Source organism: Rhodococcus sp. NPDC003348, from assembly GCF_053589375.1.
Genome location: NZ_JBSFRT010000029.1, coordinates 48,747 through 70,670 on the forward strand (window position 1 = coordinate 48,747; position 21,924 = coordinate 70,670).

26 protein-coding genes are annotated in these 21,924 nt (G+C 71.0%); 3 read left to right on the top strand and 23 right to left on the bottom strand.

Annotation, left to right across the window (positions count from 1 at the left end; translation table 11 throughout):
• The first annotated feature begins 62 nt into the window (after positions 1 to 62).
• On the top strand, positions 63 to 503 hold the full coding sequence (locus tag ACWDU4_RS18905) for an ester cyclase (protein ID WP_450115449.1): 441 nt from the start codon (positions 63 to 65) through the stop codon (positions 501 to 503).
• 38 nt (positions 504 to 541) lie between these two features.
• On the opposite strand, the gene ACWDU4_RS18910 is transcribed toward ACWDU4_RS18905, so the two are convergent.
• From ACWDU4_RS18910 to ACWDU4_RS18970, 13 genes are all read right to left on the bottom strand, one after another.
• On the bottom strand, positions 542 to 2,719 hold the full coding sequence (locus ACWDU4_RS18910; RefSeq protein WP_450115450.1) for a heavy metal translocating P-type ATPase: 2,178 nt from the start codon (positions 2,717 to 2,719) through the stop codon (positions 542 to 544).
• A complete protein-coding gene (locus ACWDU4_RS18915) occupies positions 2,716 to 2,892 on the bottom strand; it encodes a heavy-metal-associated domain-containing protein (RefSeq protein WP_450115479.1) in 177 nt (58 codons plus the stop codon). Before ACWDU4_RS18915 ends, ACWDU4_RS18910 begins: the two co-directional genes overlap by 4 nt.
• A 41-nt stretch (positions 2,893 to 2,933) precedes the next feature.
• Entirely contained in the window at positions 2,934 to 3,215 is a 282-nt protein-coding gene (locus ACWDU4_RS18920; protein ID WP_450115451.1) for a metal-sensitive transcriptional regulator, read from the bottom strand.
• A 32-nt stretch (positions 3,216 to 3,247) separates the two neighbouring features.
• On the bottom strand, positions 3,248 to 3,478 hold the full coding sequence (locus ACWDU4_RS18925; RefSeq protein ID WP_450115452.1) for a hypothetical protein: 231 nt from the start codon (positions 3,476 to 3,478) through the stop codon (positions 3,248 to 3,250).
• On the bottom strand, positions 3,475 to 3,957 hold the full coding sequence (locus ACWDU4_RS18930) for a hypothetical protein (protein WP_450115453.1): 483 nt from the start codon (positions 3,955 to 3,957) through the stop codon (positions 3,475 to 3,477). Before ACWDU4_RS18930 ends, ACWDU4_RS18925 begins: the two co-directional genes overlap by 4 nt.
• The gene (locus ACWDU4_RS18935) at positions 3,950 to 4,390 is read right to left on the bottom strand and encodes a hypothetical protein (protein WP_450115454.1); all 441 of its coding nucleotides are present in this window, start codon (positions 4,388 to 4,390) and stop codon (positions 3,950 to 3,952) included. The genes ACWDU4_RS18930 and ACWDU4_RS18935 overlap by 8 nt, the downstream gene beginning before the upstream one ends.
• The gene (locus tag ACWDU4_RS18940) at positions 4,387 to 4,869 is read right to left on the bottom strand and encodes a hypothetical protein (protein WP_450115455.1); all 483 of its coding nucleotides are present in this window, start codon (positions 4,867 to 4,869) and stop codon (positions 4,387 to 4,389) included. The genes ACWDU4_RS18935 and ACWDU4_RS18940 overlap by 4 nt, the downstream gene beginning before the upstream one ends.
• Before the next feature lie 221 nt (positions 4,870 to 5,090).
• Positions 5,091 to 6,065, bottom strand: a complete 975-nt coding sequence (gene hemB, locus ACWDU4_RS18945) for a porphobilinogen synthase (RefSeq protein WP_450115456.1) — start codon at positions 6,063 to 6,065, stop codon at positions 5,091 to 5,093.
• A 72-nt stretch (positions 6,066 to 6,137) separates the two neighbouring features.
• Entirely contained in the window at positions 6,138 to 7,709 is a 1,572-nt protein-coding gene (locus ACWDU4_RS18950) for a uroporphyrinogen-III synthase (protein WP_450115457.1), read from the bottom strand.
• Between the two features lie 117 nt (positions 7,710 to 7,826).
• Positions 7,827 to 8,837, bottom strand: coding sequence for a hydroxymethylbilane synthase (hemC, locus tag ACWDU4_RS18955; RefSeq protein WP_450115458.1), 1,011 nt, complete (start codon positions 8,835 to 8,837; stop codon positions 7,827 to 7,829).
• Positions 8,834 to 10,252, bottom strand: coding sequence for a glutamyl-tRNA reductase (locus tag ACWDU4_RS18960; protein WP_450115459.1), 1,419 nt, complete (start codon positions 10,250 to 10,252; stop codon positions 8,834 to 8,836). The genes hemC and ACWDU4_RS18960 overlap by 4 nt, the downstream gene beginning before the upstream one ends.
• A complete protein-coding gene (locus ACWDU4_RS18965; RefSeq protein ID WP_450115460.1) occupies positions 10,249 to 11,094 on the bottom strand; it encodes a redox-sensing transcriptional repressor Rex in 846 nt (281 codons plus the stop codon). The genes ACWDU4_RS18960 and ACWDU4_RS18965 overlap by 4 nt, the downstream gene beginning before the upstream one ends.
• A gap of 158 nt (positions 11,095 to 11,252) precedes the next feature.
• The gene (locus ACWDU4_RS18970) at positions 11,253 to 11,513 is read right to left on the bottom strand and encodes a glutaredoxin family protein (RefSeq protein WP_450115461.1); all 261 of its coding nucleotides are present in this window, start codon (positions 11,511 to 11,513) and stop codon (positions 11,253 to 11,255) included.
• A gap of 182 nt (positions 11,514 to 11,695) precedes the next feature.
• On the opposite strand from ACWDU4_RS18970, the gene ACWDU4_RS18975 reads away from it, so the two are divergent.
• Positions 11,696 to 12,643 carry an HAD family hydrolase gene (locus ACWDU4_RS18975; RefSeq protein WP_450115480.1) on the top strand — a complete coding sequence of 316 codons (948 nt, stop codon included), beginning with the start codon at positions 11,696 to 11,698 and terminating at the stop codon, positions 12,641 to 12,643.
• Positions 12,644 to 12,697: 54 nt separating this feature from the next.
• Here ACWDU4_RS18975 and ACWDU4_RS18980 read toward each other — a convergent pair whose 3' ends face one another.
• The 7 genes from ACWDU4_RS18980 to ACWDU4_RS19010 all read right to left on the bottom strand — a co-directional run bounded on the left by ACWDU4_RS18980 (position 12,698) and on the right by ACWDU4_RS19010 (position 18,112).
• Positions 12,698 to 13,729 (bottom strand): lysophospholipid acyltransferase family protein, encoded by a 1,032-nt coding sequence (locus ACWDU4_RS18980; RefSeq protein WP_450115462.1) that lies wholly within the window; start codon positions 13,727 to 13,729, stop codon positions 12,698 to 12,700.
• Positions 13,726 to 14,799 (bottom strand): NAD-dependent epimerase/dehydratase family protein, encoded by a 1,074-nt coding sequence (locus ACWDU4_RS18985; RefSeq protein WP_450115463.1) that lies wholly within the window; start codon positions 14,797 to 14,799, stop codon positions 13,726 to 13,728. The genes ACWDU4_RS18980 and ACWDU4_RS18985 overlap by 4 nt, the downstream gene beginning before the upstream one ends.
• Positions 14,800 to 15,078: 279 nt before the next feature.
• On the bottom strand, positions 15,079 to 15,180 hold the full coding sequence (locus tag ACWDU4_RS18990) for a 30S ribosomal protein bS22 (RefSeq protein ID WP_003402602.1): 102 nt from the start codon (positions 15,178 to 15,180) through the stop codon (positions 15,079 to 15,081).
• A gap of 189 nt (positions 15,181 to 15,369) precedes the next feature.
• Complete coding sequence (locus tag ACWDU4_RS18995) at positions 15,370 to 15,603, bottom strand: helix-turn-helix domain-containing protein (protein ID WP_450115464.1); 234 nt, start codon at positions 15,601 to 15,603, stop codon at positions 15,370 to 15,372.
• 121 nt (positions 15,604 to 15,724) lie between these two features.
• Positions 15,725 to 16,540, bottom strand: coding sequence for a pyrroline-5-carboxylate reductase (gene proC, locus ACWDU4_RS19000; protein ID WP_450115465.1), 816 nt, complete (start codon positions 16,538 to 16,540; stop codon positions 15,725 to 15,727).
• A gap of 55 nt (positions 16,541 to 16,595) precedes the next feature.
• A complete protein-coding gene (locus tag ACWDU4_RS19005) occupies positions 16,596 to 17,444 on the bottom strand; it encodes a thioesterase family protein (protein WP_450115466.1) in 849 nt (282 codons plus the stop codon).
• Positions 17,441 to 18,112: a MerR family transcriptional regulator gene (locus tag ACWDU4_RS19010; RefSeq protein ID WP_450115467.1), complete on the bottom strand. Its 672-nt coding sequence runs from the start codon at positions 18,110 to 18,112 to the stop codon at positions 17,441 to 17,443. The genes ACWDU4_RS19005 and ACWDU4_RS19010 overlap by 4 nt, the downstream gene beginning before the upstream one ends.
• A gap of 139 nt (positions 18,113 to 18,251) precedes the next feature.
• Between ACWDU4_RS19010 and ACWDU4_RS19015 the strand changes: the two genes are divergently transcribed.
• Positions 18,252 to 18,668 (top strand): hypothetical protein, encoded by a 417-nt coding sequence (locus tag ACWDU4_RS19015; RefSeq protein WP_450115468.1) that lies wholly within the window; start codon positions 18,252 to 18,254, stop codon positions 18,666 to 18,668.
• A 7-nt stretch (positions 18,669 to 18,675) separates the two neighbouring features.
• On the opposite strand, the gene ACWDU4_RS19020 is transcribed toward ACWDU4_RS19015, so the two are convergent.
• The 3 genes from ACWDU4_RS19020 to ACWDU4_RS19030 are packed head-to-tail and all read right to left on the bottom strand — an operon-like array spanning position 18,676 to position 21,907.
• Positions 18,676 to 19,557 carry a sugar phosphate isomerase/epimerase family protein gene (locus ACWDU4_RS19020; RefSeq protein WP_450115469.1) on the bottom strand — a complete coding sequence of 294 codons (882 nt, stop codon included), beginning with the start codon at positions 19,555 to 19,557 and terminating at the stop codon, positions 18,676 to 18,678.
• Between the two features lie 5 nt (positions 19,558 to 19,562).
• Complete coding sequence (locus ACWDU4_RS19025; protein WP_450115470.1) at positions 19,563 to 20,960, bottom strand: hypothetical protein; 1,398 nt, start codon at positions 20,958 to 20,960, stop codon at positions 19,563 to 19,565.
• Complete coding sequence (locus ACWDU4_RS19030) at positions 20,957 to 21,907, bottom strand: Ppx/GppA phosphatase family protein (RefSeq protein ID WP_450115471.1); 951 nt, start codon at positions 21,905 to 21,907, stop codon at positions 20,957 to 20,959. The genes ACWDU4_RS19025 and ACWDU4_RS19030 overlap by 4 nt, the downstream gene beginning before the upstream one ends.
• Positions 21,908 to 21,924 lie beyond the last annotated feature (17 nt).

Here is a 21,924-nt window from a genome sequence, read left to right on the forward strand (position 1 = left end):
CGGTCCAGGGATCCCAGCTAGTGGGGATGGGCGCGGTGCGCGCCCGCCACCACGCTGAAACCATGACGAACACCACCGACACCATCACGATCGCCGACCGGAACATCGCCACCATGCGCCGCATCTACGACGAGATCTTCCGCGAGGGCCGCCTCGACCTGATCGACGAACTGTTCGACCCCGCCATGGTCAATCACACCGCGCCGGAGCCACACCGCCACGGCACCGCTCCGCTCCGGGCGCTGGTGACGATGCTGCGGACCGCCTTCCCCGACAGCCGGACGGACTTCGAGGACTTCGTCGCGTCCGGCGACGTCGTCGTCGGACGGAACTGGTACTCCGGAACACATCTGGGCGAGTTCATGGGCAACGCCCCGACCGGCCGCGCGTTCCGGTTCCGCCAGATGCACTGGATGCGGTTCTCGCCCGAGGGCCGGGTCGTCGAGCACTGGGGACTGCGCGACGACGTCACGCATCTCCAACAGCTCGGCATCATCGCCTGAGCCCGCCCCGGCTCAGGGCCATCGGGTTCGGCGTCGGCTCAGCGGAAGCGACGCAGGCGCAGGCTGTTGCCGACGACGAACACCGAGGACGCCGCCATGGCGGCGCCGGCGATCATCGGGTTGAGCAGGCCGAGGGCGGCGAGCGGGATCGCCGCAACGTTGTAGGCGAACGCCCAGAACAGGTTGGCCTCGATGGTGCCGAGGGTCGCGCGGGCGAGCCGGATCGCCTGCGGCACCGACCTCAGGTCGCCGCGCACCAGGGTCAGGTCGCCGGCCTCGATCGCGGCGTCGGTGCCGGTACCCATCGCGAGGCCGACGTCGGCGGTGGCCAGGGCCGCGGCGTCGTTGACGCCGTCCCCGACCATCGCGACGGCGCGGCCCTCGCCCTGCAGTCGGGTGATCACGGCGGCCTTCTCGTCCGGCAGCACGCCTGCGATCACCCGCTCGATGCCGACCTCGGCCGCGACCCGCCGCGCGACCGCCTCGCCGTCGCCGGTGAGCAGGACCGGGGTCATCCCGAGCTCCCGCATCCGCGTGATCGCCTCGGCGCTGGAGGGTTTCACCGCGTCCGCGACGGTGATCGCGCCGCGCACCGCCCCACCCCACGACACCGCGACCACGGTGTCACCGGAGGCGAACACCTCGGCCAGTTCCGGCGGCACCGGGTGTTCCGGCTTGCCGACCACGACCCGCAGGCCGTCGACGACGCCGACGACGCCACGGCCCGCGCGGTTCTCGAAGTCGGTCACCGCCGATGCCGTCCCGGCGGCGGCGATCGCCCGCGCCACCGGATGTTCCGAGGCGGACTCGACCGCGGCGGCCCGCGCCAGTACCCGGTCCGGGTCCTCCCCGGCCGCGGCGACGACCCGGCCGACGGCCATCGTCCCGGTGGTGACGGTGCCGGTCTTGTCGAGGACGACGGTGTCGATGCGTTTGGTCTGCTCGAGGACCTCGGGTCCGCGAATCAGGATGCCGAGCTGCGCGCCGCGTCCGGTGCCGACGAGCAGCGCGGTCGGCGTGGCCAGCCCGAGTGCGCACGGGCACGCGACGATGAGCACGGCGACGGCGGCGGTGAACGCCTCGGTGGTGGCGTGCCCGGTGACCAGCCAGCCGGCGAGGGTGGCCGCGGCGAGCACCAGCACCACCGGCACGAACACCGCGGAGACCCGGTCCGCGAGCCGCGCGACGGCGGCCTTGCCGTTCTGCGCCTCGGTGACCAGCCGGGCGATGTGCGCGAGCTGGGTGTCGGCGCCGACCTTCTCGGCCCGCACCACCAGGTGCCCGTCGGTGTTCACGGTGCCGCCGATCACCGCGTCACCCGCGGCGATGTCGACGGGGACCGACTCGCCGGTGATCGTGGCGGTGTCGAGGGCGGCGCGGCCGCGGACCACGATGCCGTCGGTGGCGACCTTCTCCCCCGGGCGGACCACGAACAGGTCGCCGACGGTCAAGCGGTCCACCGGGATCCGCGACTCCGTGCCGTCCGAGCCGAGCACCGCGACGTCCTTGGCCCCCACCTCGAGCAGGGACCGCAGCGCGGCGCCGGCGCGCCGTTTTGCCTTCGCCTCGGCGTACCGGCCCGCGAGCAGGAACACCGTCACCGCGGCCGCGACCTCGAGATAGAGCTGGCTGGACGGATCGTGGGCCCCGAGGCGCAGGGAGAACTCGTGGGTCATGCCGACGTGTCCGGCGGTGCCGAACAGCAGTGCCCACACCGACCATCCGTACGCGGCGAGGGTGCCGAGCGAGACGAGGGTGTCCATCGTCGACGCGCCGTGCCGGGCGTTGACCAGCGCAGCGCGGTGGAACGGGTAGCCGCCCCAGAACACGACCAGGGTGGTCAGCGCGAGGCACACCCACTGCCAGTGGTCGAACTGCAGCGCAGGCACCATCGACACCGCGACCACCGGCACCGCGGCGATCGCGGACACCAGCAGCCTCGGTCCGAGCGAATCGGAGTGCGCGGGAACCGGTTCCGGTTCGGCCGGCACTTCCGTCGCGGTGTAGCCGGCCGCTTCGACGGCCGCGACGAGGTCGCCGAGCGTCACCGTGTCCGGGTGGGTGACGTGTGCGCGTTCGGTGGCGAAGTTGACCGTCGCGGTGACCCCGTCGAGCTTGCCGAGCTTGCGTTCGATGCGGTTCGCGCAAGATGCACAAGTCATGCCGCCGATGTCGAGATCGACACCGGCGGCGGCCACCGAGACGTCGGTGCTCACGATGCCAGCTCGTAGCCCGCCTCTTCGACGGCCGCGGTCACCGCGGCCAGGTCGAGCGGGGCGTCACTCGTCACGTCGACCCGCCCGCTGTCGAGGTCGACGGCGACCGCGGTGACCCCGTCGATCTCCGAGAGCTCCTCGGTGACCGAGGCGACGCAGTGCCGGCAGGTCATTCCGGTGACGGTGTAGGTGCTCTGCACGGGTGTCTCCAGTTCTACGACTTCACGAGGCGGGCGATGGCGTCGGACGCCTCCTTGACCTTCGCGTCCGCCTCGGGCCCGCCCTTCCGCGCGGCCTCGACGACACAGTGCGAGAGGTGCTCGTCGAGCAGCTTGAGCGAAACGGACTGCAACGCACTGGTCACCGCGGACACCTGGGTGAGGATGTCGATGCAGTACCGGTCGTCGTCGACCATCCTCGAGATGCCCGCGACCTGCCCCTCGATGCGGCGCAGCCGCTTGAGCAGGTTCTCCTTCTCGGGCGTGTATCCGTTCATACCCCTAAGATACCCCCCTTGGGTACCACCTGTCAGTGTCGGCGCCGCCACACGTCGAGGAGAGCGAGGCCGGCCACGATCACCGCGGCGCTCGCGGCGCCGATCCACGGCCCCGAGTAGTGCGTCGCCGTGAACGGCGGGGCACCGTCGACGACCGGCGCGAAGTCCGAGGTCGTCACCCCGCGCGTCCAGCACCAGACCGCGGCGACCGATGCCACCACCGCCGTCACCACCGCCGCGGCGTCCCGAACCCGACCGGTCACGTTCCGCTCCCCTCGTCCCGACCCGCCGACCCCGCCGCGGCCTCCAGCGCCGCCCGCAGCCCGTCCCCGTCCCGCGCCCATGCCCGCACCAGGTCGCCGTCGGTCAGCTGCAACCCGATCCCGGTGCGGCGGCGCGGCACCCCGGACAGGTCGCCGAGCGCGCGTGCCGTCTCCCACGGCAGAAGATCCTCCGCGAAGGGATCCGCCGCAGGCAGCACCTCCGCGACGTCGGCGAGCGCGAGCGTCTCGGTGCCGCACCGCAGCATGGTGTCGGTGACCTCGACGCTCGCGTGCGTGCGCGCCGCCTTGATCTGCACCGCCACCAGGGCGGCGAGCACGAGCGCGAAGAGCGTCAGCCCGAACACGTGCACCCCCGCCCCGACGAACAGGTCGGCGACGAGGACGATCAGGCAGAGCGCCGGTCCCATTGCCACCACGCGCCAGCGTCCGCCCGGTTCGGCGAACACGGCGTCAGCCACGAACGAACCAGTCGCGGCCGGACGGCAGGTACACCAGCACGGCGGCGACGACCATCCCGATGGCGGTCAGCAGCGTCGGCAGCTGACCGACGCCCGCCGCGACGGACACCAACTGGATCGCCGCGTACACCCCGCACAGCGCGACCGCGGCACGGCGGAAGCGCGCATCGCCGGCACGGACCGGGCCGGCCAGGAACCCGATTCCCAGTCCGACCGCGACGGCCAGGCCACCGGAGCCGCGCAGCAGCGTCACGAGCGCGCCGACGTCGTCGGGGCTCGCGCCATTGGCGAGCAGCTGCTCGCGCACCGCGTCCCCGGACGCGGTCATCGACAGCAGTCCGAAGAGCACGAGCAGCGCCGCGCACGCCAGCCACAGCCAGTAGGCGACCTCGACCGGACGCGGCCTGCTCCCCCGCTCCCCGTTCGATGTCATCGCGGCTGCACCCCGGGAAGGAAGTACCGGTTGGAGTCGCCGCGGTGCATCAGCACGATCGCCCCGACCGCGAGGACGGCCTGCAGGATGCCTGCACCACCCGCCACGATGACGGCGCCGCCGCCACCGGCACCGAGCCCGAACAGGGACGGGATCGCGACGAACACCATCATCACGCCGATCATCGTCACCAGCATGCGCGCCCAGTTGCGGCCCGCCCGCATCTTGTGGACGAACAGCAGATACAGCGCCGTCGCCCCGAGTCCGATCAGAGCGGTCAGGCCGAGCCCGACCACCAGCAGGGTCTGCGCGGTGTCCCTGCCGATCTGCACGGTCGCGTCCTGCGCCGCGACGTCGCGCAGCAGTTGGTCGACGTAGGTGTCGCGGTCGGCGTAGACGGAGAGCAGCGAGGCGATCATGTTGACCAGCCCGAGCGCGGCGACCGCGTACAGCAACTGGAAGGCCGTGACGACGTCCACCGGCGGTTCTGGGCGCGGCGGGACCGGGGGCGGGCCGTACTGTGGCGCACCCTGCGGCGGCCCGTACTGTGGCTGACCCTGCGGCGGGCCGTACTGCGGCCGACCGGACCCGTCGGGCTGCCACGGCGTCCCGGGCTGTGCCCCCTGCGGCTCAGATCCCTGCGGCTCAGATCCCTGCGGTGGGGGTCCCTGCGATGGCCACGAGCCCGGAGGCTGCGCAGTCACAGCCGGCCCGCCACTTCGGTGGCCCAGTACGTGAGCACGATGTCGGCGCCGGCCCGGCGGATGCTCAGCAGCGACTCCAGGATCGCGGCGTCACGGTCGATCCAGCCGTTCTGCGCGGCCGCGGTGATCATCGAGTACTCGCCCGAGATCTGGTAGGCGGCAACGGGAACCGTGGACATGTCGGCGACCTCGCGGAGCACGTCGAGGTAACTCATCGCGGGCTTGACCATGACGATGTCGGCGCCCTCCTCGAGGTCGAGGTCCACCTCGCGCAGCGACTCGCGGCGGTTCGCCGGGTCCTGCTGGTAGGTGCGCCGATCACCCTCGAGGGAGGATCCGACGGCCTCCCGGAAGGGGCCGTAGAACGCGGACGCGTACTTCGTCGCGTACGCCAGAATCCCGGTGTCGATGTGCCCGGCGTCGTCGAGACCCTCCCGGATCGCCGCGACCTGACCGTCCATCATCCCGCTCGGACCGAGCAGATGCGCGCCCGATTCCGCTTGCGCCACAGCCATGTCCACGTACCGAGTGAGGGTCGCGTCGTTGTCGACGGTGCCGTCGGCGGCCACCACACCGCAGTGTCCGTGCGAGGTGAACTCGTCGAGGCAGGTGTCCGCCATCAGCACGGTCGAGTCGCCGAGTTCGTCGCGAAGCGCCCGCAGTCCCCGGTTGAGGATGCCGTCCGGGTCGGTGGCTCCCGAGCCACTCGCGTCCTTGTCCTCCGGCCGCGGAACGCCGAACAGCATCAGCCCGCCCACCCCGGCGTTCACCGCCTCGGTGGCGGCGACGCGCAGCGAGTCGAGCGTGTGTTGGTACACGCCCGGCATCGACGTGATCTCACGCGGCGCGTCGACGCCGTCCGCCACGAACATCGGCAGTACCAGATGCCGTGGCTCCAGCGAGGTTTCGGCGACAAGCCGGCGCAGCGCCTTGGTGCTGCGCAGACGGCGTGGTCGTTCGGCCGGGAACAAAGAGGAGCCCTCCTTTGTCGGGCCTGTGAGTCCTTGCGGCCCGCCAGGGGGCCACAAGGACTCACAGGTGCGTCAGCGCCTACGCGACTTCTTGCGCGGAGGAGGCAGCGCGCCCTCGGCACGCAGTCGCGCGGCGTGCTCGGCGAGCGCCTCGACCAGCGGACCGACCTGCGCCGTCTCCGGCTGCACGTCCACCCGCAGACCGAACTCGATGGCGGTCTCCGCCGTCTTCGGGCCGATGCACGCAACGATGGTGCGCGCGTGCGGCTTTCCGGCGATACCGACCAGATTCCGGACCGTCGACGAGGAGGTGAAGCACACCGCGTCGAAACCGCCCGTCTTGATCATCTCGCGGGTCTCGGCCGGCGGCGGCGCCGCCCGCACGGTCCGGTAGGCGGTCACGTCGTCGATCTCCCAGCCGCGCTGACGCAGCCCCTCCGCGAGGGTCTCCGTCGCGATGTCCGCGCGCGGCAGCAGCACCCGGTTGACCGGGTCGAAAACGTCGTCGTACGGGGCGAACTCGGCCAGCAGGCCCTCCGAGGACTGCTCACCCGACGGCACCAGCTCCGGGTTGATGCCGAAGCTGCGCACCTTGTCGGCGGTGGCCTGCCCGACACACGCGATCTTCACGCCCGAGAACGCGCGGGCGTCCAGCCCGAACTCCTCGAACTTCTCCCACACCGCGCGGACCGCGTTGGTGGAGGTGAACACCACCCACTGGTAGCGGCCGTCGACCAGACCCTTGACGGCGCGCTCCATCTGCGCGGGGCTGCGCGGCGGCTCGACCGCTATCGTCGGGACCTCGATCGGGATCGCGCCGTGCGTGACCAGCCGATCGCTCATCTCCCCGGCCTGGTCCTTCGTGCGCGGCACCAGCACGGTCCAGCCGTACAGCGCCCGCGACTCCCACCACGACATCTTGTTGCGGTGAGTGACGACCTTGCCGACGGTGACGATCAGCGACCCGACCAGCTCCGAACCCGCCTCGTTCAGCGTCGCGAGGGTGGCCTCGACGGTGCGCTGCTGGCGGGTGGTGCCGCGGACGGTGATCGCGGCCGGGGTCTGCGGCGCCAGGCCGTGCTCGACCAGTGCGCTCGCCGTCTCGGCCAGGTGGGCGGCGCTCGCGTGCAGGACCAGCGGTCCGGGCGCCGCGGCCAGCGCGGCCCAGTCCACCTCGCCGCGCACGTCGGCCTCGGTGTGCCCGGACCCGAGCGCCATGCCGGCGTAGCTCGGCACCGCGGACCCGGACGGCAGACCCGGCAGGATCTCGAACACGACCTGGGTGCGGGCGACGGCGTTGACCTCCGCGATCACCGAATCGGTGGTCAGCGGGTCGCCGGACACCAGGCGCACCACGTCGTGCCCGGCCTTCGCCTCGTGGACCAGGGTCTTGGCGACCTCGGCGGGCTCGCCGAGCGCCGGACGGACCTCGGAGATCGGGTTCTCCGGATCCTCCTCCACGCCCTTGACCCGCAGCGCGGTGCCGACCAGCGCGGTCACGCCCTTGTCGACGTCGGGGTCGGTGAAGGCGAGCGTCGCGTTGGCGAGGACGTCGCGGGCGCGGACCGTGAGCAGGGCGGGATCTCCAGGGCCCGATCCCACGAACAGGATCCGTCCGGGGGTGTTCTTTCGGACTCGGCTCATCGGTTGTTCTCCAGTGCGTTCAAGATGCCGGTGTTCGGGGGTGAAGCGTTGGGGGGTGTGGCGAGCGGATCGGTGCGCGGTGGTCGCGCGCACCGTTTCGCCCGCCGGGAGGTCGGATCAGTCATCGGCGGCACCGTCCTCGGCTTCGGCGGCGACCATCAGCTCGCGCGCACCGAGGTCGAGGAGTTCACGGGCGACCGCGCGCCCCAACTCCTCGGCGCGGTCCGGCGATCCGACGGCGGAGGCGCGGAGCGAGTCCGATCCGTCCACCGCGGCCGCGCATCCGCGCACCGACAGTTCCTCGATCACCCGGCCGTCGTCGTCCAGCGACTCGACGACCTCGGCGATCGCGCCAACCGGCGCGGTACAGCCCGCCTCGAGCTCCGCAAGCAGGGCCCGCTCGGCCACCACGGCCGCGCGGGTCGCGGCATCGTCCAGTTCGGCGAGCACCGCAGCGAGGTCGGGGTTGTCGGCCCGGCACTCGACGGCGAGCGCGCCCTGCGACGGCGCGGGCAGCATCTGCACCGGCTCGATCGACTCGGTGATCGCGTCCAACCGCCCGATCCGGGACAGCCCGGCCCTGGCGATGACGATCGCGTCCAGCTCGCCGGACTCGACCTTGCCGAGGCGGGTGTCGATGTTGCCGCGCAGCGGCTGAATGTCCAGACCGAGGCCCAGTGCACGCAACTGCGCCCGGCGCCGCGGCGCGGACGTCCCGACCTTCGACCCCGGCGGCAACTCGCCGAGGACGAGACCGTCGCGGGCGACCAGCGCGTCGCGCGGGTCCTCGCGGGGCGGCACGGCGGCGATCACCAGATCGGCGGGCTGCACGGTCGGCAGGTCCTTGTACGAGTGCACGGCGACGTCGACCTCGCCCGCGAGCAGGGCCTCACGCAGTTCCGCGACGAAGACCCCGACCCCGATTCGCTGCACCGGGCCTGCGGTCACGTCGCCCTTGGTCGTGATGATCACCAGCTCGGCGGGATGCCCGGCCGCGATCAGGGCGTCGCGGACGGTCCCGGCCTGGGTGGTGGCGAGCAGACTGCCGCGGGTGCCGATGCGCAGGGTCTTGCGGGGCGCGTCGGTGCCGGGCGTCCGGTCTCCGGGGAGGGGGGTGGTCACGTTCATTCCTGCATGCCCTTCCACCAGTTCACCGCATCCTCGTCACCGCGTCCGGCGGTGAAGTTGTCGGCGAGCTCGACCGCCCGGATCTCCATCGGGGCGGCGACCGCCTCGGCGCGTCCGGGCGCCAACTCGAACAGTTCACGCAGGGCGGCCGCGTAGGCGTCACCGCCGGGCGTCGTCGCGAGCTGCTTGATCCGCACGGTCGGGGCGTGCAGCAGCTTGTCGACCACGCGGCGCACGGTGCGGGCGACCTCGTCGCGCTGCGGGTCGTCGAGACCGGGCAGCCGCGACTCGAGCCGCATCAGTTCGCTCTCCACCACCTCGGCGGCGCGCTGACGCAGTGCCGTCACCGTGGGCGTGACCTCCGCGAGCCGCTGACCGGCCAGGTAGGTGGCGAGCTCGCCGGCGACGATCTCGCGCGCCGCGTCCGCGTCGGCGGCCGCGGCGCCCGCACCCGGGTCGGCCTTCATGGTCGCGATGTCGAGGAGCGTGACCCCGGGCAACCCGGCGACGGCAGGCTCCACGTCCCGCGGCAGACCCAGATCGCAGATCACCAGCGGACGCTCGGCGGCATTCCTCGACGCGAGCGCGATGTGCGCGTCGGCGAGGGTGACCACAGCGCCGACCGCGCCGGTACACGCCACCAGCACGTCCGCCTGGGTGAGCGCGGACGCCAGATCGGACAGGTCCACGACCGAGGCGTCGACACCGGCCGCACGCACGGTGTCCGCGAGATGTTCGGCCCGCTCGCGGGTGCGGTTGGCGACGATCACCCGGCCGATGCCGTTCCGGGTCAGGTGCGCGACCGACAGACCACCCATCGACCCGGCACCGACGACCATCGCCGTCTTTCCGGTCAGCCCGTACTCGTCCGAGTCGCGACCGGCCAGGACCGTCGCCGCCCGGTCCAGCGCCACCGACACCACCGAGGCGCCTGCGCGGTCGATGCCGGTCTCCGAGTGCACCCGCTTGCCGACCCGCAGCGCCTGCTGCGCGAGCTCGTGCAGCACCCGCCCGGCGGCCTTCTGCGTGTCGGACACCGCGTACGCGGTGCGGATCTGGCCGAGGATCTGCTGCTCCCCGATGACCATCGAGTCGAGACCGCTCGCCACCGCGAACAGGTGCTCTGCCGCGGCCTCGCTGTAGCGGACGTAGGCGTGCTTGGTGAGGTCGTTCAGGTCCAGGCCGGAATGCGCGGCGAGCATTTCGCCGACGTCGGCGAGCGCGCCGTGGAAGGCGTCGACGACGGCGTAGATCTCCACCCGGTTGCACGTCGAGACGATCATCGACTCCGACACGTGCGGGGAGGCCAGCAACTTGTCGATCAGCTTCGGCCGATCGGCGTCCGCGACGGCCACCCGTTCGAGGACGGAGACGGGAGCGCTTCGATGCGAAATCCCGACCAGGAGAACACTCACGGTGCGATCACCGATCCATTCTTTGTCGAACCCAGGTCTTTCGAAGTCGAATGTGCGGCAGGCCGCGGCGCCCGGCCGGCGAGACCCACCGCCGCCTTCGCGGCGTCGGCCTCGCTCCTGCGGGCGCTGCGGAAGGAAAGCACCTGCATCTCCACCGCGATGTCCACCCGCCGGATCTCCACGTGCGCCGGTGCCTCCAGCGGGGCGGACGCAAAACTCATGATGCACCGGACACCGGCGGCGACGAGGCCGTCACAGACCTGCTGCGCAACCTCGTCAGGGGTGGCGACGACGCCGATCGTCGCGTCGAGTTCGCGGCACGCCACCTCGAGCTCCGCGACGTCGCGCACGGTCAAACCGTCGATGTCGACGCCGATCCGGTCCGGGCTGCGGTCGAACAGGCCGACCATCGTGAAACCGCGGCGACCGAATCCGCCGTAGCGGGCGAGTGCCTGCCCGAGGTTCCCCACCCCGACCAGCACCACGCGGTGCCCCTGGTCCAGCCCGAGCGCCGCCTCGATCCGGGCCCGCAGCCGGGTGACGTCGTAGCCGACACCGCGGACGCCGTTCGGGCCGAGGAAGGACAGGTCCTTGCGGAGCATCGCCGAGCCGACCCCGGACGCGGTCGCGAGTTCCTCGCTCGACACGATGAGAATGCCGTCGTCGGCCATCACACCGAGCACCCGCAGGTACGTGGCGAGCCGGGTGACCGTGGCCTGTGGCAGGTCCTTCACGGTGCCCTGCGCCCGAGCGCCCGACGAGGCCGCCTCGGCACGAGTGGTCGCATCAGCCCCGGCGACGCCACGGGCGGAGAACCCATGCGACTGGTGCTGTTCGCTCACTTCGTTTGGCTCCTCGTCCGGCCATGCACACGACCGGAACTCAGTTTGATCCGGGGGGATGTTCCCACCCACGGTAACTGCTTGTGAAGCCATGCACAAAGTTGCTCAACCCGCCGCGACCTGCACAGCGACCGAAAGTCGGGGCGAGCCGTTCGCCCTCAGATTGTCAAATCCGAGCGCAGCCGAACCTCGTCGACCTCCCAGTAGCTGTGCTCACGACCATCGAGCAGCACCACGGGAAGACGGTCGCCGTACTCGGCCCGCAGTTCCGGATCACGGGCCGCCGCCTCGTCGACGTCGACGGTTTCGAGCGGAATGCCGAATTCCTCACACAACGGCACCAGCCGCTCGTGGGCCGCGACGCAGGAGCCGCAGCCGGCCCGGGTCAGGAGGGTGATGGTGTGCGTCGTGGCCGTCATGGCTTCCACCCTGCCACCCGCGCCGCGCCGCTTCGGCGGCACCGGCGGAGACGGACATCACAGCGCCGCCGTTGCCCGGCCCGTCCGCCCGGTGCACCCTCGAATCGGGGGATAGGGTTACCCAGGATTGCCAACCACAGGAGGTGCGAGTGCCTGGGCTGACAGGGCCGACCGGTGCGGGAATGGGTGCCGGCTGGTCGCGCGTGCGGCGCCGTGGGCGTAACCCGCTGGGACCGACCGACGCGCAGCTGCGCGCGAACCTCGCCGGCGAGGCCAGCGCCGACGCCGCCCTCGCCCTGCACGAGGCCGACACCGCCGTCGACCTCGGTGTGACCGGCCCCACCGACGAGTCGGCGATCCCCCGCGACCTGACCGCCGCCGCGTTCTTCGACGTCGACAACACGATGGTCCAGGGCGCATCGATCATCCACTTCGCTCGCGGTCTCGCGGCCCGCAAGTACATCTCCCTCGGCGACATGGCCGGATTCGCCTGGCAGCAGCTCAAGTTCCGGGTCACGGGCAAGGAGAACAGCGACGACGTCGCGTCCGGCAAGGAGAAGGCACTCGCGTTCATCGCCGGCCGCGAGACCGCGGAGTTCACCCGGCTCGGCGAGGAGATCTACGACCAGCTCATCGCCGACAAGATCTGGCCGGGCACCCGCGCGCTCGCACAGATGCACCTCGACGCCGGCCAGCAGGTCTGGCTCGTCACTGCCACGCCCGTCGAACTCGCACAGGTGATCGCCAAGCGCCTCGGCCTGACCGGTGCGCTCGGCACCGTCGTCGAGTCCGAGGATGGCAAGTTCACCGGCCGGCTCGTCGGCGACATCCTGCACGGCGCGGGCAAGGCGCACGCGGTGCGCACCCTCGCCGTGCGCGAGGGCCTGAACCTCAAGCGGTGCACCGCCTACTCGGACAGCCACAACGACGTCCCGATGCTGTCACTGGTCGGCACGGCCGTCGCGATCAACCCGGACGCCGACCTGAAGGAGGTCGCACGCAACCGGGGCTGGGAGATCCGCGACTACCGCACGGGGCGCAAGGCCGCGAAGATCGGTGTCCCGACCGCCCTCGTCCTCGGTGCGGCCGGCGGCGCGCTCGCCGCGGTCGTCAGCCGCCGCAGGCACTGAGGTGCCCGAACACGGGCGGCTCCGCTGCGCTAGCCCGCGGACGGAACCGCTGCGCTAACCCAGGAAGACGTTCCGGCGCTGCGCGAGCAGCCGGTAGAGGGTTTGCTGGATCGTCTCGCGGACGTGGTCGGTGAGTTCGAACATCACCATCGGATCCTCGGCGTCCGCGTGGTCGTAGGTGTCGGTGCGGATCGGTTCCCCGAACTCGATGTACCACTTCGACGGCAGCGGGATCATCCCGAGCGGTCCCAGGTGCGGGAAGAACGGCGTCACCGGGAAGTACGGCATGCCGAGCAGGCGCGCGAGCGACTTGAGTTCGCCGATCTTCGGGTAGATCTCCTCCGAGCCGACGATCGAGCACGGCACGATCGGGACGCCGGCGCGCAGTGCGGCCGACACGAAGCCGCCGCGACCGAACCGCTGCAGCTTGTACCGCTCGCTGAACGGCTTGCCGATGCCCTTGAACCCCTCCGGGAACACCGCGGCGACCTCGCCGCCGCGCAGCAGCCGCTCGGCATCGGGGTTGCAGGCGAGGGTGTGCCCCGCCTTGCGGGCGACGGTGCCGATGACCGGCATCTCGAAAGCCAGGTCCGCGGCGAGCATCCGCAGCGGACGATGCGCCGGGTGGTGGTCGAACATGGCGACCGAGGTCATCAGTCCGTCGATCGGCACGACACCGGCGTGGTTCGCGACCACCAGCACGCCGCCCTCGTCGGGCACGTTCTCGATGCCCCGCACCTCGACCCGGAACCACGAGTCGAACAGCGGACGCAGCAGCGGCAGCCAGATGTTCTCCGCGAAGTGCGGGTCGTACCCGAAGTCGTCGACCTGGTAGTCGCCCGTCAGCCTGCGCCGGATGAACTCGGCCGTCGCCACGACCTGATCCGCCACCAGATCGCGGGCAGCATCCCGCAACGACCCGGTCAGCGACCCGGACGCGGAAGGGGTCGGTTCCGCGGCGTGCGACGGGAACAGCTCGGTCGGGTCGGACGGTTCGAGCCGCGACGTCCGGGTGGAGCCACGGGCGGCGCGGGCGGCGCGGGCGGCGTCACCACGTAGTGGAATGACCTTGGCGACCTCGTTCATCGTGCTCCTTCACCGACGCCGACCATGTGCTGGATTCCTGTCTCCACCGACCTCAGCCACTCCTTGCTCACCAGTGGCCGGTTCGCCGCGCCACCGATCATGTCGTCGAGTGCCTGCAGTGTCGTCCACCGCGGTTCGAAGCCGAGTTCGGTGCGCATCCGGGTGGTGTCGAGTCCGCACCCGAAGTGGAAGTAGTCGAGCTGTTCCCTGGTGAAGCCGCGGAGCCCGGCGCCAGGGAGCATCCGGCCGATGGAACCGAGCAGCGGGAACGGCATCGGGACCTCGACGCCGCCGGCCCTGCGGATCGCCTGGGTGAGCATCACCACCCCGTCACCGGCGATGTTGAAGGTGCCCGCCGGTCCGGCGAGGGTGGCCCGTTCGAGGGCGGCGAGCGCGTCCTCCTCGTGTAGCAGCTGCATCCGGGGGTCCCGGCCCAGGACCGTCGGCACCACCGGCGACTGCAGGTACCGGGCCACCGACCCGTGCAGGTTCGGCCCGATCAGTGGCGCCATCCGCAGCAGTGAGACCGCGATCTCCGGCCGCCTGCGTCCCAGCCCGCGGGCGTAGCCCTCGACCTCGATGCTGTCGCGCGCGTATCCCCCGCTCGGGGGCTTCCGGGCGCTCATCTCCTCGCTGAACTTCGCCGGGTCCTTCGCGCTGCTGCCGTAGACGGCGGCCGACGACCGGACCACCACCTTGCGGACGTCCGGCGACTTCTGGCAGGCGGCGAACAGCTGCATGGCGCCGAGGATGTTCATGTCCTTCATCGCGGTACGACTACCCGACTTGGGCGGCTTGACCATCGTGGAGGCGAGCACGACCGTGTCCACTCGCGCACCGCGCAGCACCTTGCCGATCAGCGGGTTGCGGATGTCGGCGCGGACGAACTCGGCCCGGCCCATCCGGCGCAACATGTCCTTCGTCGGAGATTTCGAGTCGACGGCGATGACGCGGTCGACGGCGGGGTCCTGCGCCAGCCTCGCCACGAGGTATCCGCCGAGGAACCGGCTGGCTCCGGTGACCAGCACCACCGATGGGGGCTGCACCCCGCGATCACCTGCCACGACCACCCCTGCCCGTGTTTCGAAGCCGTCACCGATCGGTCACCGTCGAGCGTAGCGGGTTCGGGCGGCGCCGTTCAAAAACTTAACGAGCTCGAAACCGCCCGTCTGCCAGGTGTTTTGACAGACTCCAAAACTAGTTCGAAATGGTCGGACGACCGACTCACGAAATGCCCGATTCGTCCCGGGGCAACCCCGAATGCACGCGATGCCCGCCACCGAAGAAACGGTGGCGGGCATCGAGTTCGACCCACAACAGTGGCGAGCCCCGCTCGAAACTCGAGCGGTCTACTTGCCGAGTTTCCGACGCTGCACGCGAGTCCTACGAAGCAGCTTGCGGTGCTTCTTCTTCGACATGCGCTTGCGTCGCTTCTTGATCACTGAACCCATGGCGGGAGTTCCTCACGTTCTTCTCTAGCGTTCCTGCGCACGCCGGTGACGTACGTGCGTTCGGTTGGCGCAAACCAACCTGGCGCTGTGGCCTCGTAGCCGTAAGCCCAGCGCCTGACGACACCCGGCTGGCTGGCACGACGAGTAGTCATCGTACCGGGGCGCCGCGGGCGGATCGAAACCGGACTGTCAGCCGGCGTCGAAGTAGGACGTTTCCAGGTAGTCGTGCACGGCCTTCGCGTGCACCCGGAACGACCTTCCGACCCGTACGGCGGGTAGTTCCCCGCTGTGCACCAGTCGGTACACCGTCATTTTCGACACGCGCATCAACGCCGCCACCTCGGCAACGGTGAGGAATTGTGTGCCGCCCAGGACGGGTTGATTCTCCGCACCCGATCCCTTCGACTTGTCTGTGGACACCATTTGCATACCTCCGGCACGTGTCGCGCCGCCGGCTTCCCCTCCGGCGGAACAGACACGCACGTGCTGCCCCGAGCTTAACGGGACAGGTGGGGTTACTGCGACGGGTGTGAGGTATCGGATTTCATTCCGGACCAGCACCGAGTTCCGCGGAACGTCGCTTCGCAGCGGCCAGCGCGTCGTTGAATGCGGTCCGCAGGCCACCCCGCTCCAGCTCTCGGACGCCGGCCGCAGTCGTCCCACCGGGCGACGTGACGTCGGCGCGCAGCTCGTTCGCGGTACTGCCCGACCCGTCGAGCATGGCCGCCGATCCGACCATCGTCTGGACGACGAGTTCGGTGGCGACGGCCCGGGTGAGCCCGAGTCCGACTCCCCCCTCGATCATCGCCTCGGCCACGAGGAAGAGGTACGCGGGACCGGAACCGGACACCGCGGTGACGGCGTCGAGCTGCGACTCGGAGACGGTGACGACCTTGCCGACCGCACCGAGGAGCTCGCGAACCTGCTCGAGGTGTTCCGAGGTGGCGTAGCGACCCGCGGCGATGGCGCTGACGCCCTCGCCGACGAGCATCGGCGTGTTCGGCATGACCCGCACGACGGGGAACCCGGCAGGCAGCTTGCTCTCGTAGCGGGCGGTCGGGATCCCCGCGGCCAGCGTGACGACCAGCTGCTCGACGTCGCCGTCGAGGTCGATGGAGCCGAGCTCGGTCATCACGGCGTCGACGTCGGCGGGCTTGACCGCGATCACCACGACGTGGGCACCGTCGGCGGCGTCCGCCACGGTGGTGGTCCGGATGCCGTACTGCCCGGCCAGTTCCTGCGCGCGGGGCGGGTACTGCTCGGCGACGACCAGGTCCTTGGGTGCGTGGCCCGCCTTCACCAGGCCCGCGATCAGGGCCTCGCCGATCCTGCCGCCACCCATCACTGCGATTCTCGTCATGACCGAAAGCCTGCCATGCACGGCTCGGGCGAAACCCGTCAGCCCTGCCCGGCCGTCAGAGCTTGGGGATCATCGCGAGCTGGCGGCTCTGCACGACCACCTGCCCGCTGGAGTCGAGCACCAGGTGGTCCTCCTCGAACCAGGTGTCCCCGATCACCTGCGCGCTGGCCATCACGCGCAGCCAGCCCGGGGCCGGGCGGCGGCGCAGGTAGGTGGTCAGCTGGACGGTCGGGGCCCAGCCGAACATGCCGCGGTTCATCGTCACCGGGGCACTGATGTCACCGAGCATGATCGCGAACAGTGCGGCGGTGTCCGCATCGGCCTCGTCCTCGGCCAGCGGGCGCGCCCACATCCGGTTCACCGGGTCACCCAGCTCGCCGGTCAGGAACCGCGCGGCGGTCGGGTCGACCCGCAGGTCGCATCCCTTGGCCACGTGCACGATCTCGGCCATCGGGTGGCCGTCGGTGATGACCGCCGAGTCCGCGGTCGGCTCGGCGGGCAACGCGTCGAGGGCGAGCGGCTCCCGATGCCGGGGCTCGGCGGTGTCGGGCACGCCGAGGGTCACGGCCGCCGAGACCGCGACCCGGTCCCCCTGCAGCAGGTCCACGTCCACCAGGCAGACCTGACGGCCACGCTTGCGGACGGTGGTCACCAGCCGGACGTCGCCGGGGTCCGGTGCGGCGAGGTAGTTCGCGCTGACCGCGACCGGCTGCATCGCGGTCGCGCCGTCCGCGGCGCCACGGGCGGCCGCAGCGCAGACCGCCATCATGCAACCGCCGTGCACCTTGGGCCCGATCGTCCAGATCGGGTCGATGTGCGCCCCGTACGCGCCCTCGCCGAGATCGGTGAGGGCGGTCAACTCGGTGAACGGCCGGGTGGAGGTGAGGGTCTTGACCTCGGTCATCTGTTGTCCTTACGTGCGTGTTCGGTGGTGGGGCCCGCGACATCACCGCGGCGGGCCGCGAGATTCTCACCGCGGCGGGCCGAGATGTCCTGGTGGGCGAGCCTGCGCATCGCGGCGATCACGGGTTCGTAGACGGCCGTTCCGAGGACGGCGTACTCGACGGCGCGCTGCGGGGAGTCCGTCGGCATCAGCGCGAGGTCGAGTTCGGCGATGCCCCGGATGTGCTTGCCGTAGGCGTCGAGGCGTTCGTCGGTCATCGGGATGCCGACGTTCTCCACGGCCTCGAGGGCCCGTTCGAGTTGGTCGACGGCCGGGTAGCCGGGGTCGTAGACCTGCCCGAGCCGTTCGAGTGTCCGGCGGGCACGGGGGTGGTCGGTCCGTGGCGGTCCGTCGGGGTAGGGCGGGAGAATCGCGATGGCGTGGCCGATGGTGTCGCGCACGTCGTCGCCGGGTTCCTCGATCAGGTCGACGATGCGGCGGATCTTGTGGATCGGGAGGCCGGCGCCGGCGAGGGCCTTGATCAGGGCGAGTCGGTGCAGGTGTTCGTCGCCGTAGTCGGCCTGGGTGGCGCTGGTCGCCGTGCCGGGCATGAGGACGTGTTCGCGCAGGTAGTACTTGATCGTCGCGAGTGGCACCCCGGAGCGGGCGACGAGTTCGGACATGCGCACGGGTACCTCCTCGAATGGTTCTGTCGTCGTTCGGGTCAACCCTTGACGCGAACCGATTGGATACCAATACTATCCAATACTGGATATCGATACTATCCAATCCCGTCCGAAAGCACTTCTCCGACCCGAGGAGCCAGTGATGGACCCCGTTCTCGCCCTCGTCACCGGTGTCACCCTGCTCACCGTCGTGGGTATCGCCTTCGGCGGCACCTTCATGCTCCGGGTGGTGACCGGAGCCCACGGCGCGAACGACCTGCAGAAGACGATGTTCCGAGCCGGGCACGCGCACGCCGGCGTCCTGGTCACCCTCGGTCTCGTGGTCGCATTGCTCACCCAGGCCGCCGGAGTCGGCAGCGGGTGGTCGACGTTTGGCGCCGTCCTGGTGCTCAGCGCCGCGATCTTCGTCCCCGCCGGATTCTTCCTGTCCGTCCTCGGCACCGACCCGGAACGCCCGAACGGCTGGATGCGCTCGGTGTGGGCCGGCTTCGCGGTCCTCGTCGCCGGACTGATCGTGTCCGGAGTCGCGACGATCGCCGCGGCCGTCGCCGCCCTCTGACCTGCCCCTACCGGGCGAGGTGTTCGCGGGCGAACGCCAGCGACTGCGCCAGCATCGACTTGCGTTCGGCCCGGGTGCGCGCGTTCTGGGTGTTGACTTCGAGCACCGCGTGACCGTCGAACTCGGACGCCGCGAGCGACCGGCACAGCTCCGCGCACGGCTGGTTGCCGTGCCCCGGGATCAGGTGCTCGTCTGCGGAGGCGCCCCGCCCGTCGGCCAGGTGCAGGTGGGTGAGCCCACCGCCCATGCGGCCGGCGAGCGCGAACGCGTCCATCCCGGCGGTCGCGGTGTGCGACAGGTCGAGCGTGTAGTGCTCGTGCCCGACGTCGGTCGGGTCGAAGGAGGGCGCGAACACCGACACTCCCGGTCCCGGCCCGCCCCGCCTCTCGAGCCGCTCGGCCGACTTCGATTTCGCACCCCAGAAGCGGTCCGCCCGCATCGGGAACATGTTCTCCACTGCGACGGTCGCACCGCTGCGCTGCTCGAGGTCACCCACCTGGTCCGCGAACCCGTCCGCGTACCGGCGCTGCCAGCGGAACGGCGGATGCACCACCACGGTCCGGGCGCCGAGGGTCTCCGCGGCGCGGACGGACCGCTCGAGCTTGGCGACGGGATCGGCACCCCAGACTCGTTGCGAGATCAGCAGGCACGGGGCGTGCACGGCCAGCACCGGGACCGCGTACTTGCGCACCAGACGCTTGACCGCGGCCATGTCCTGGCTGACCGACTCCGCCCACACCATCAGCTCCACACCGTCGTAGCCGAGTTCGGCTGCGAACTCGAACGCCGACTCGGTGTTCTGTGGGTAGACCGACGCCGTCGACAATCCGACGAGGATCCGGTGGGCCCGACCCGCGGGCCGGTGACCCGGCCCGCCGCTTCCCGCCACGGCCGTCAGCTCGAACTGAGCACGAACACGAGCGGGCCGATCGTGACGAACACGCCGACGATCACCGCGATGAGCAGGCTCAGCAGGTCCTCGGTCTGCCGCAGGATGCGGACGACCGCGACCAGCCCCGCGATCACCAGCACCGCCAGCACCAGGGCGACCCACGGCAGCGAGTCCCAGAGCTTCTCGAAGCCCTTGAACAGCAGGGCGCCCGCGACGATCGCAACGACGGCCTGACCGGCAAGCATCGCCCACTGGCGGACCGCACCGCCGGCAGGAGCCTTGTCGGCCGACGTTGCGTCCGCGCGGTCCGCACGAACCGCCCCGTCGGTGGCCTTCGTGTCGGTGGCCTTCGCGGCGGCGCCCGTCGCGGCGGACGTCACCTCGGTGGCCTCGGCCGGGTCCGGGGTGTCGACGACGCGCGGGAACTCACCGGTCGTGTGGACCAGCGCTCGTGCCTCGTCGATGGACTCGGTGCGCGCGCTGCGCGCCTGACGCAGCAAATCCGCTTCGAGGCTGGAGCCGGACAGCAACGCGGGCTCGCGGACCGCGGGCGTCCCGTTGAACGGCTTGAACTTCGGTTCGGCCGAGGGCTCCACCTTCGCGGCCGGTGCCGTCGAGGGCTGTACCGTCGCGGCGGGCGCGGTCGGGGGCTGGACCTTCGCGGCCGGCGCGGTCGCGGGGGGCTCGGGTCGGGACGCGCGACCGGCGTCGGGCACAACCGTGGTCTTCTCGGCCTCGGATGCCGTGTCGACCACGGCTGCCTTCCCGGCCGTTGTTGGGGTCACCGCGGCGGTCTTCGTCGGCGAGGGTGTGGTCGCGGCGGCTTTCGCCGGCGTGACCGGGGTCGACGGCGCGCTGTCCTTTGCTGCCCGGTCGGCGGCGGCCTTTCGATCGGCGTCCGCCTTGGCGAGCACGGCCCGCCGCAGCGCGGGGATCGACTGGGTGCGGTCGATCGTCGGTTCCACGCCGGCAGCTGTCGGCAACACCGGCGCCTTCGCCTCCGGCGCCTTGATCTCGGGCACCTTGATCTCGGGCACCTTGATCTCCGGTGCCTTCACCTCCGGCACCTTCACCTCGGGCACCTTCACCTCGGGGGCCTTCGTCTCCGGGGCCTTCGTCTCCGGGGCCTTCACCGGGACGTCCGGCTGCGCCGGAGTGAAAGCGGCGCCCACCGCCGGCGTACCGGTTGCCTCGTCGTCCGTGTCGGGCGCGGCGCGACGGTTGCGCGGCGGGAGCGTGCCGTCGGACAGGACCGGCAGCTCGCCGGTCAGTTCCGCGACGCTGATCCCACCCGCGGCTCCGCGGCGCCGGCGGCCGCCGCGCGACTCGACCTGCTGGCCGTTGCGGGCGAGCAGCTCGGCCACGGAGATCTGGCCGGTGTTCTCGCTCTGCTCGCTCATCGCGCCACCACCAGTTCGCCACCCATGTCCGTGTCCAGTTTGCGCAGGATCAGACCCTCGCGCAGCGCCCAGGGGCAGATCTCCAACTCGTCCACCGACAGTGCCCGCATGCTCGCCTCCGCAATCAGTGCACCGGCCACGATCTGCTGCGACCGGTCCGAGCTCACACCCTCCAACTCAGCGCGGTCCGACGCCGTCATCCGGGAGATGAACGCAATCAGCTGACGCAAACCGCTCGCGGTCAGTGTCCTCCGAACCCGCGGTCCTGCAGCGGAAGGCGCGGCCCCGGTGAGTCGCGCGAGAGACCGGAACGTCTTCGAGGTTCCGACCACCCGGTCGGGGACGCCCGACGCTCGCAGTTCCTTGGCCGGTTCCACGAGTTCGGCGTCGAGCCAGTCCCTCAGCACCGCGATCCGCCGTTTGCCGGGCGGGTCGGACTGCAGCCAGTCCCGGGTCAGTCGTCCCGCGCCGAGTTGCAGCGAGAACGCGACGTCCGGGTCCTCGTCGCCACCTGCGGTCAACTCCAGCGAGCCGCCACCGATGTCGAAGTTCAGGATGTGACCGGCGCTCCAGCCGAACCAGCGGCGCACCGCCAGGAAGGTCAACCGCGCCTCGTCGACACCGGAGAGCACCTCCAGGTTCACGCCGGTCTCGGCGCGGACACGCGCGAGCACCGCTTCCGAATTGTTGGCGTCCCGGACCGCGGACGTCGCGAACGCCATCAGCTCGCCGCATCCGGATGTCGCCGCGATGGACGCGAAATCAGCGACCGCCGCGACCAGCCGATCCGCGCCGACGACGGTGATGTCGCCTGCGTCGTCGGTGTTCTCGGCGAGCCGCAGCGTCGCCTTCGTCGAACTCATCGGGGTCGGATGCGCACCCCTGTGCGCATCGACCACCAGAAGGTGGACGGTGTTGCTTCCGACGTCGAGTACCCCTAACCGCACGTGACCACGGTACTGGG

Bases quoted from the DNA above. Each gene is read 5' to 3' on its own strand.
- ACWDU4_RS18980 (WP_450115462.1), bottom strand. From the start codon at position 13,729: ATGAACGAGGTCGCCAAGGTCATTCCACTACGTGGTGACGCCGCCCGC.
- ACWDU4_RS18920 (WP_450115451.1), bottom strand. From the start codon at position 3,215: ATGAACGGATACACGCCCGAGAAGGAGAACCTGCTCAAGCGGCTGCGC.
- ACWDU4_RS18975 (WP_450115480.1), top strand. From the start codon at position 11,696: ATGGGTGCCGGCTGGTCGCGCGTGCGGCGCCGTGGGCGTAACCCGCTG.
- ACWDU4_RS18915 (WP_450115479.1), bottom strand. From the start codon at position 2,892: ATGACCTGCCGGCACTGCGTCGCCTCGGTCACCGAGGAGCTCTCGGAG.
- ACWDU4_RS18905 (WP_450115449.1), top strand. From the start codon at position 63: ATGACGAACACCACCGACACCATCACGATCGCCGACCGGAACATCGCC.
- proC (WP_450115465.1), bottom strand. From the start codon at position 16,540: ATGACGAGAATCGCAGTGATGGGTGGCGGCAGGATCGGCGAGGCCCTG.
- ACWDU4_RS19025 (WP_450115470.1), bottom strand. From the start codon at position 20,960: ATGAGCGAGCAGAGCGAGAACACCGGCCAGATCTCCGTGGCCGAGCTG.
- ACWDU4_RS18995 (WP_450115464.1), bottom strand. From the start codon at position 15,603: ATGGTGTCCACAGACAAGTCGAAGGGATCGGGTGCGGAGAATCAACCC.
- ACWDU4_RS18950 (WP_450115457.1), bottom strand. From the start codon at position 7,709: ATGAGCCGAGTCCGAAAGAACACCCCCGGACGGATCCTGTTCGTGGGA.
- ACWDU4_RS18970 (WP_450115461.1), bottom strand. From the start codon at position 11,513: ATGACGGCCACGACGCACACCATCACCCTCCTGACCCGGGCCGGCTGC.
- ACWDU4_RS19005 (WP_450115466.1), bottom strand. From the start codon at position 17,444: ATGACCGAGGTCAAGACCCTCACCTCCACCCGGCCGTTCACCGAGTTG.
- ACWDU4_RS19015 (WP_450115468.1), top strand. From the start codon at position 18,252: ATGGACCCCGTTCTCGCCCTCGTCACCGGTGTCACCCTGCTCACCGTC.
- hemC (WP_450115458.1), bottom strand. From the start codon at position 8,837: ATGAACGTGACCACCCCCCTCCCCGGAGACCGGACGCCCGGCACCGAC.
- ACWDU4_RS18935 (WP_450115454.1), bottom strand. From the start codon at position 4,390: ATGACATCGAACGGGGAGCGGGGGAGCAGGCCGCGTCCGGTCGAGGTC.
- ACWDU4_RS18990 (WP_003402602.1), bottom strand. From the start codon at position 15,180: ATGGGTTCAGTGATCAAGAAGCGACGCAAGCGCATGTCGAAGAAGAAG.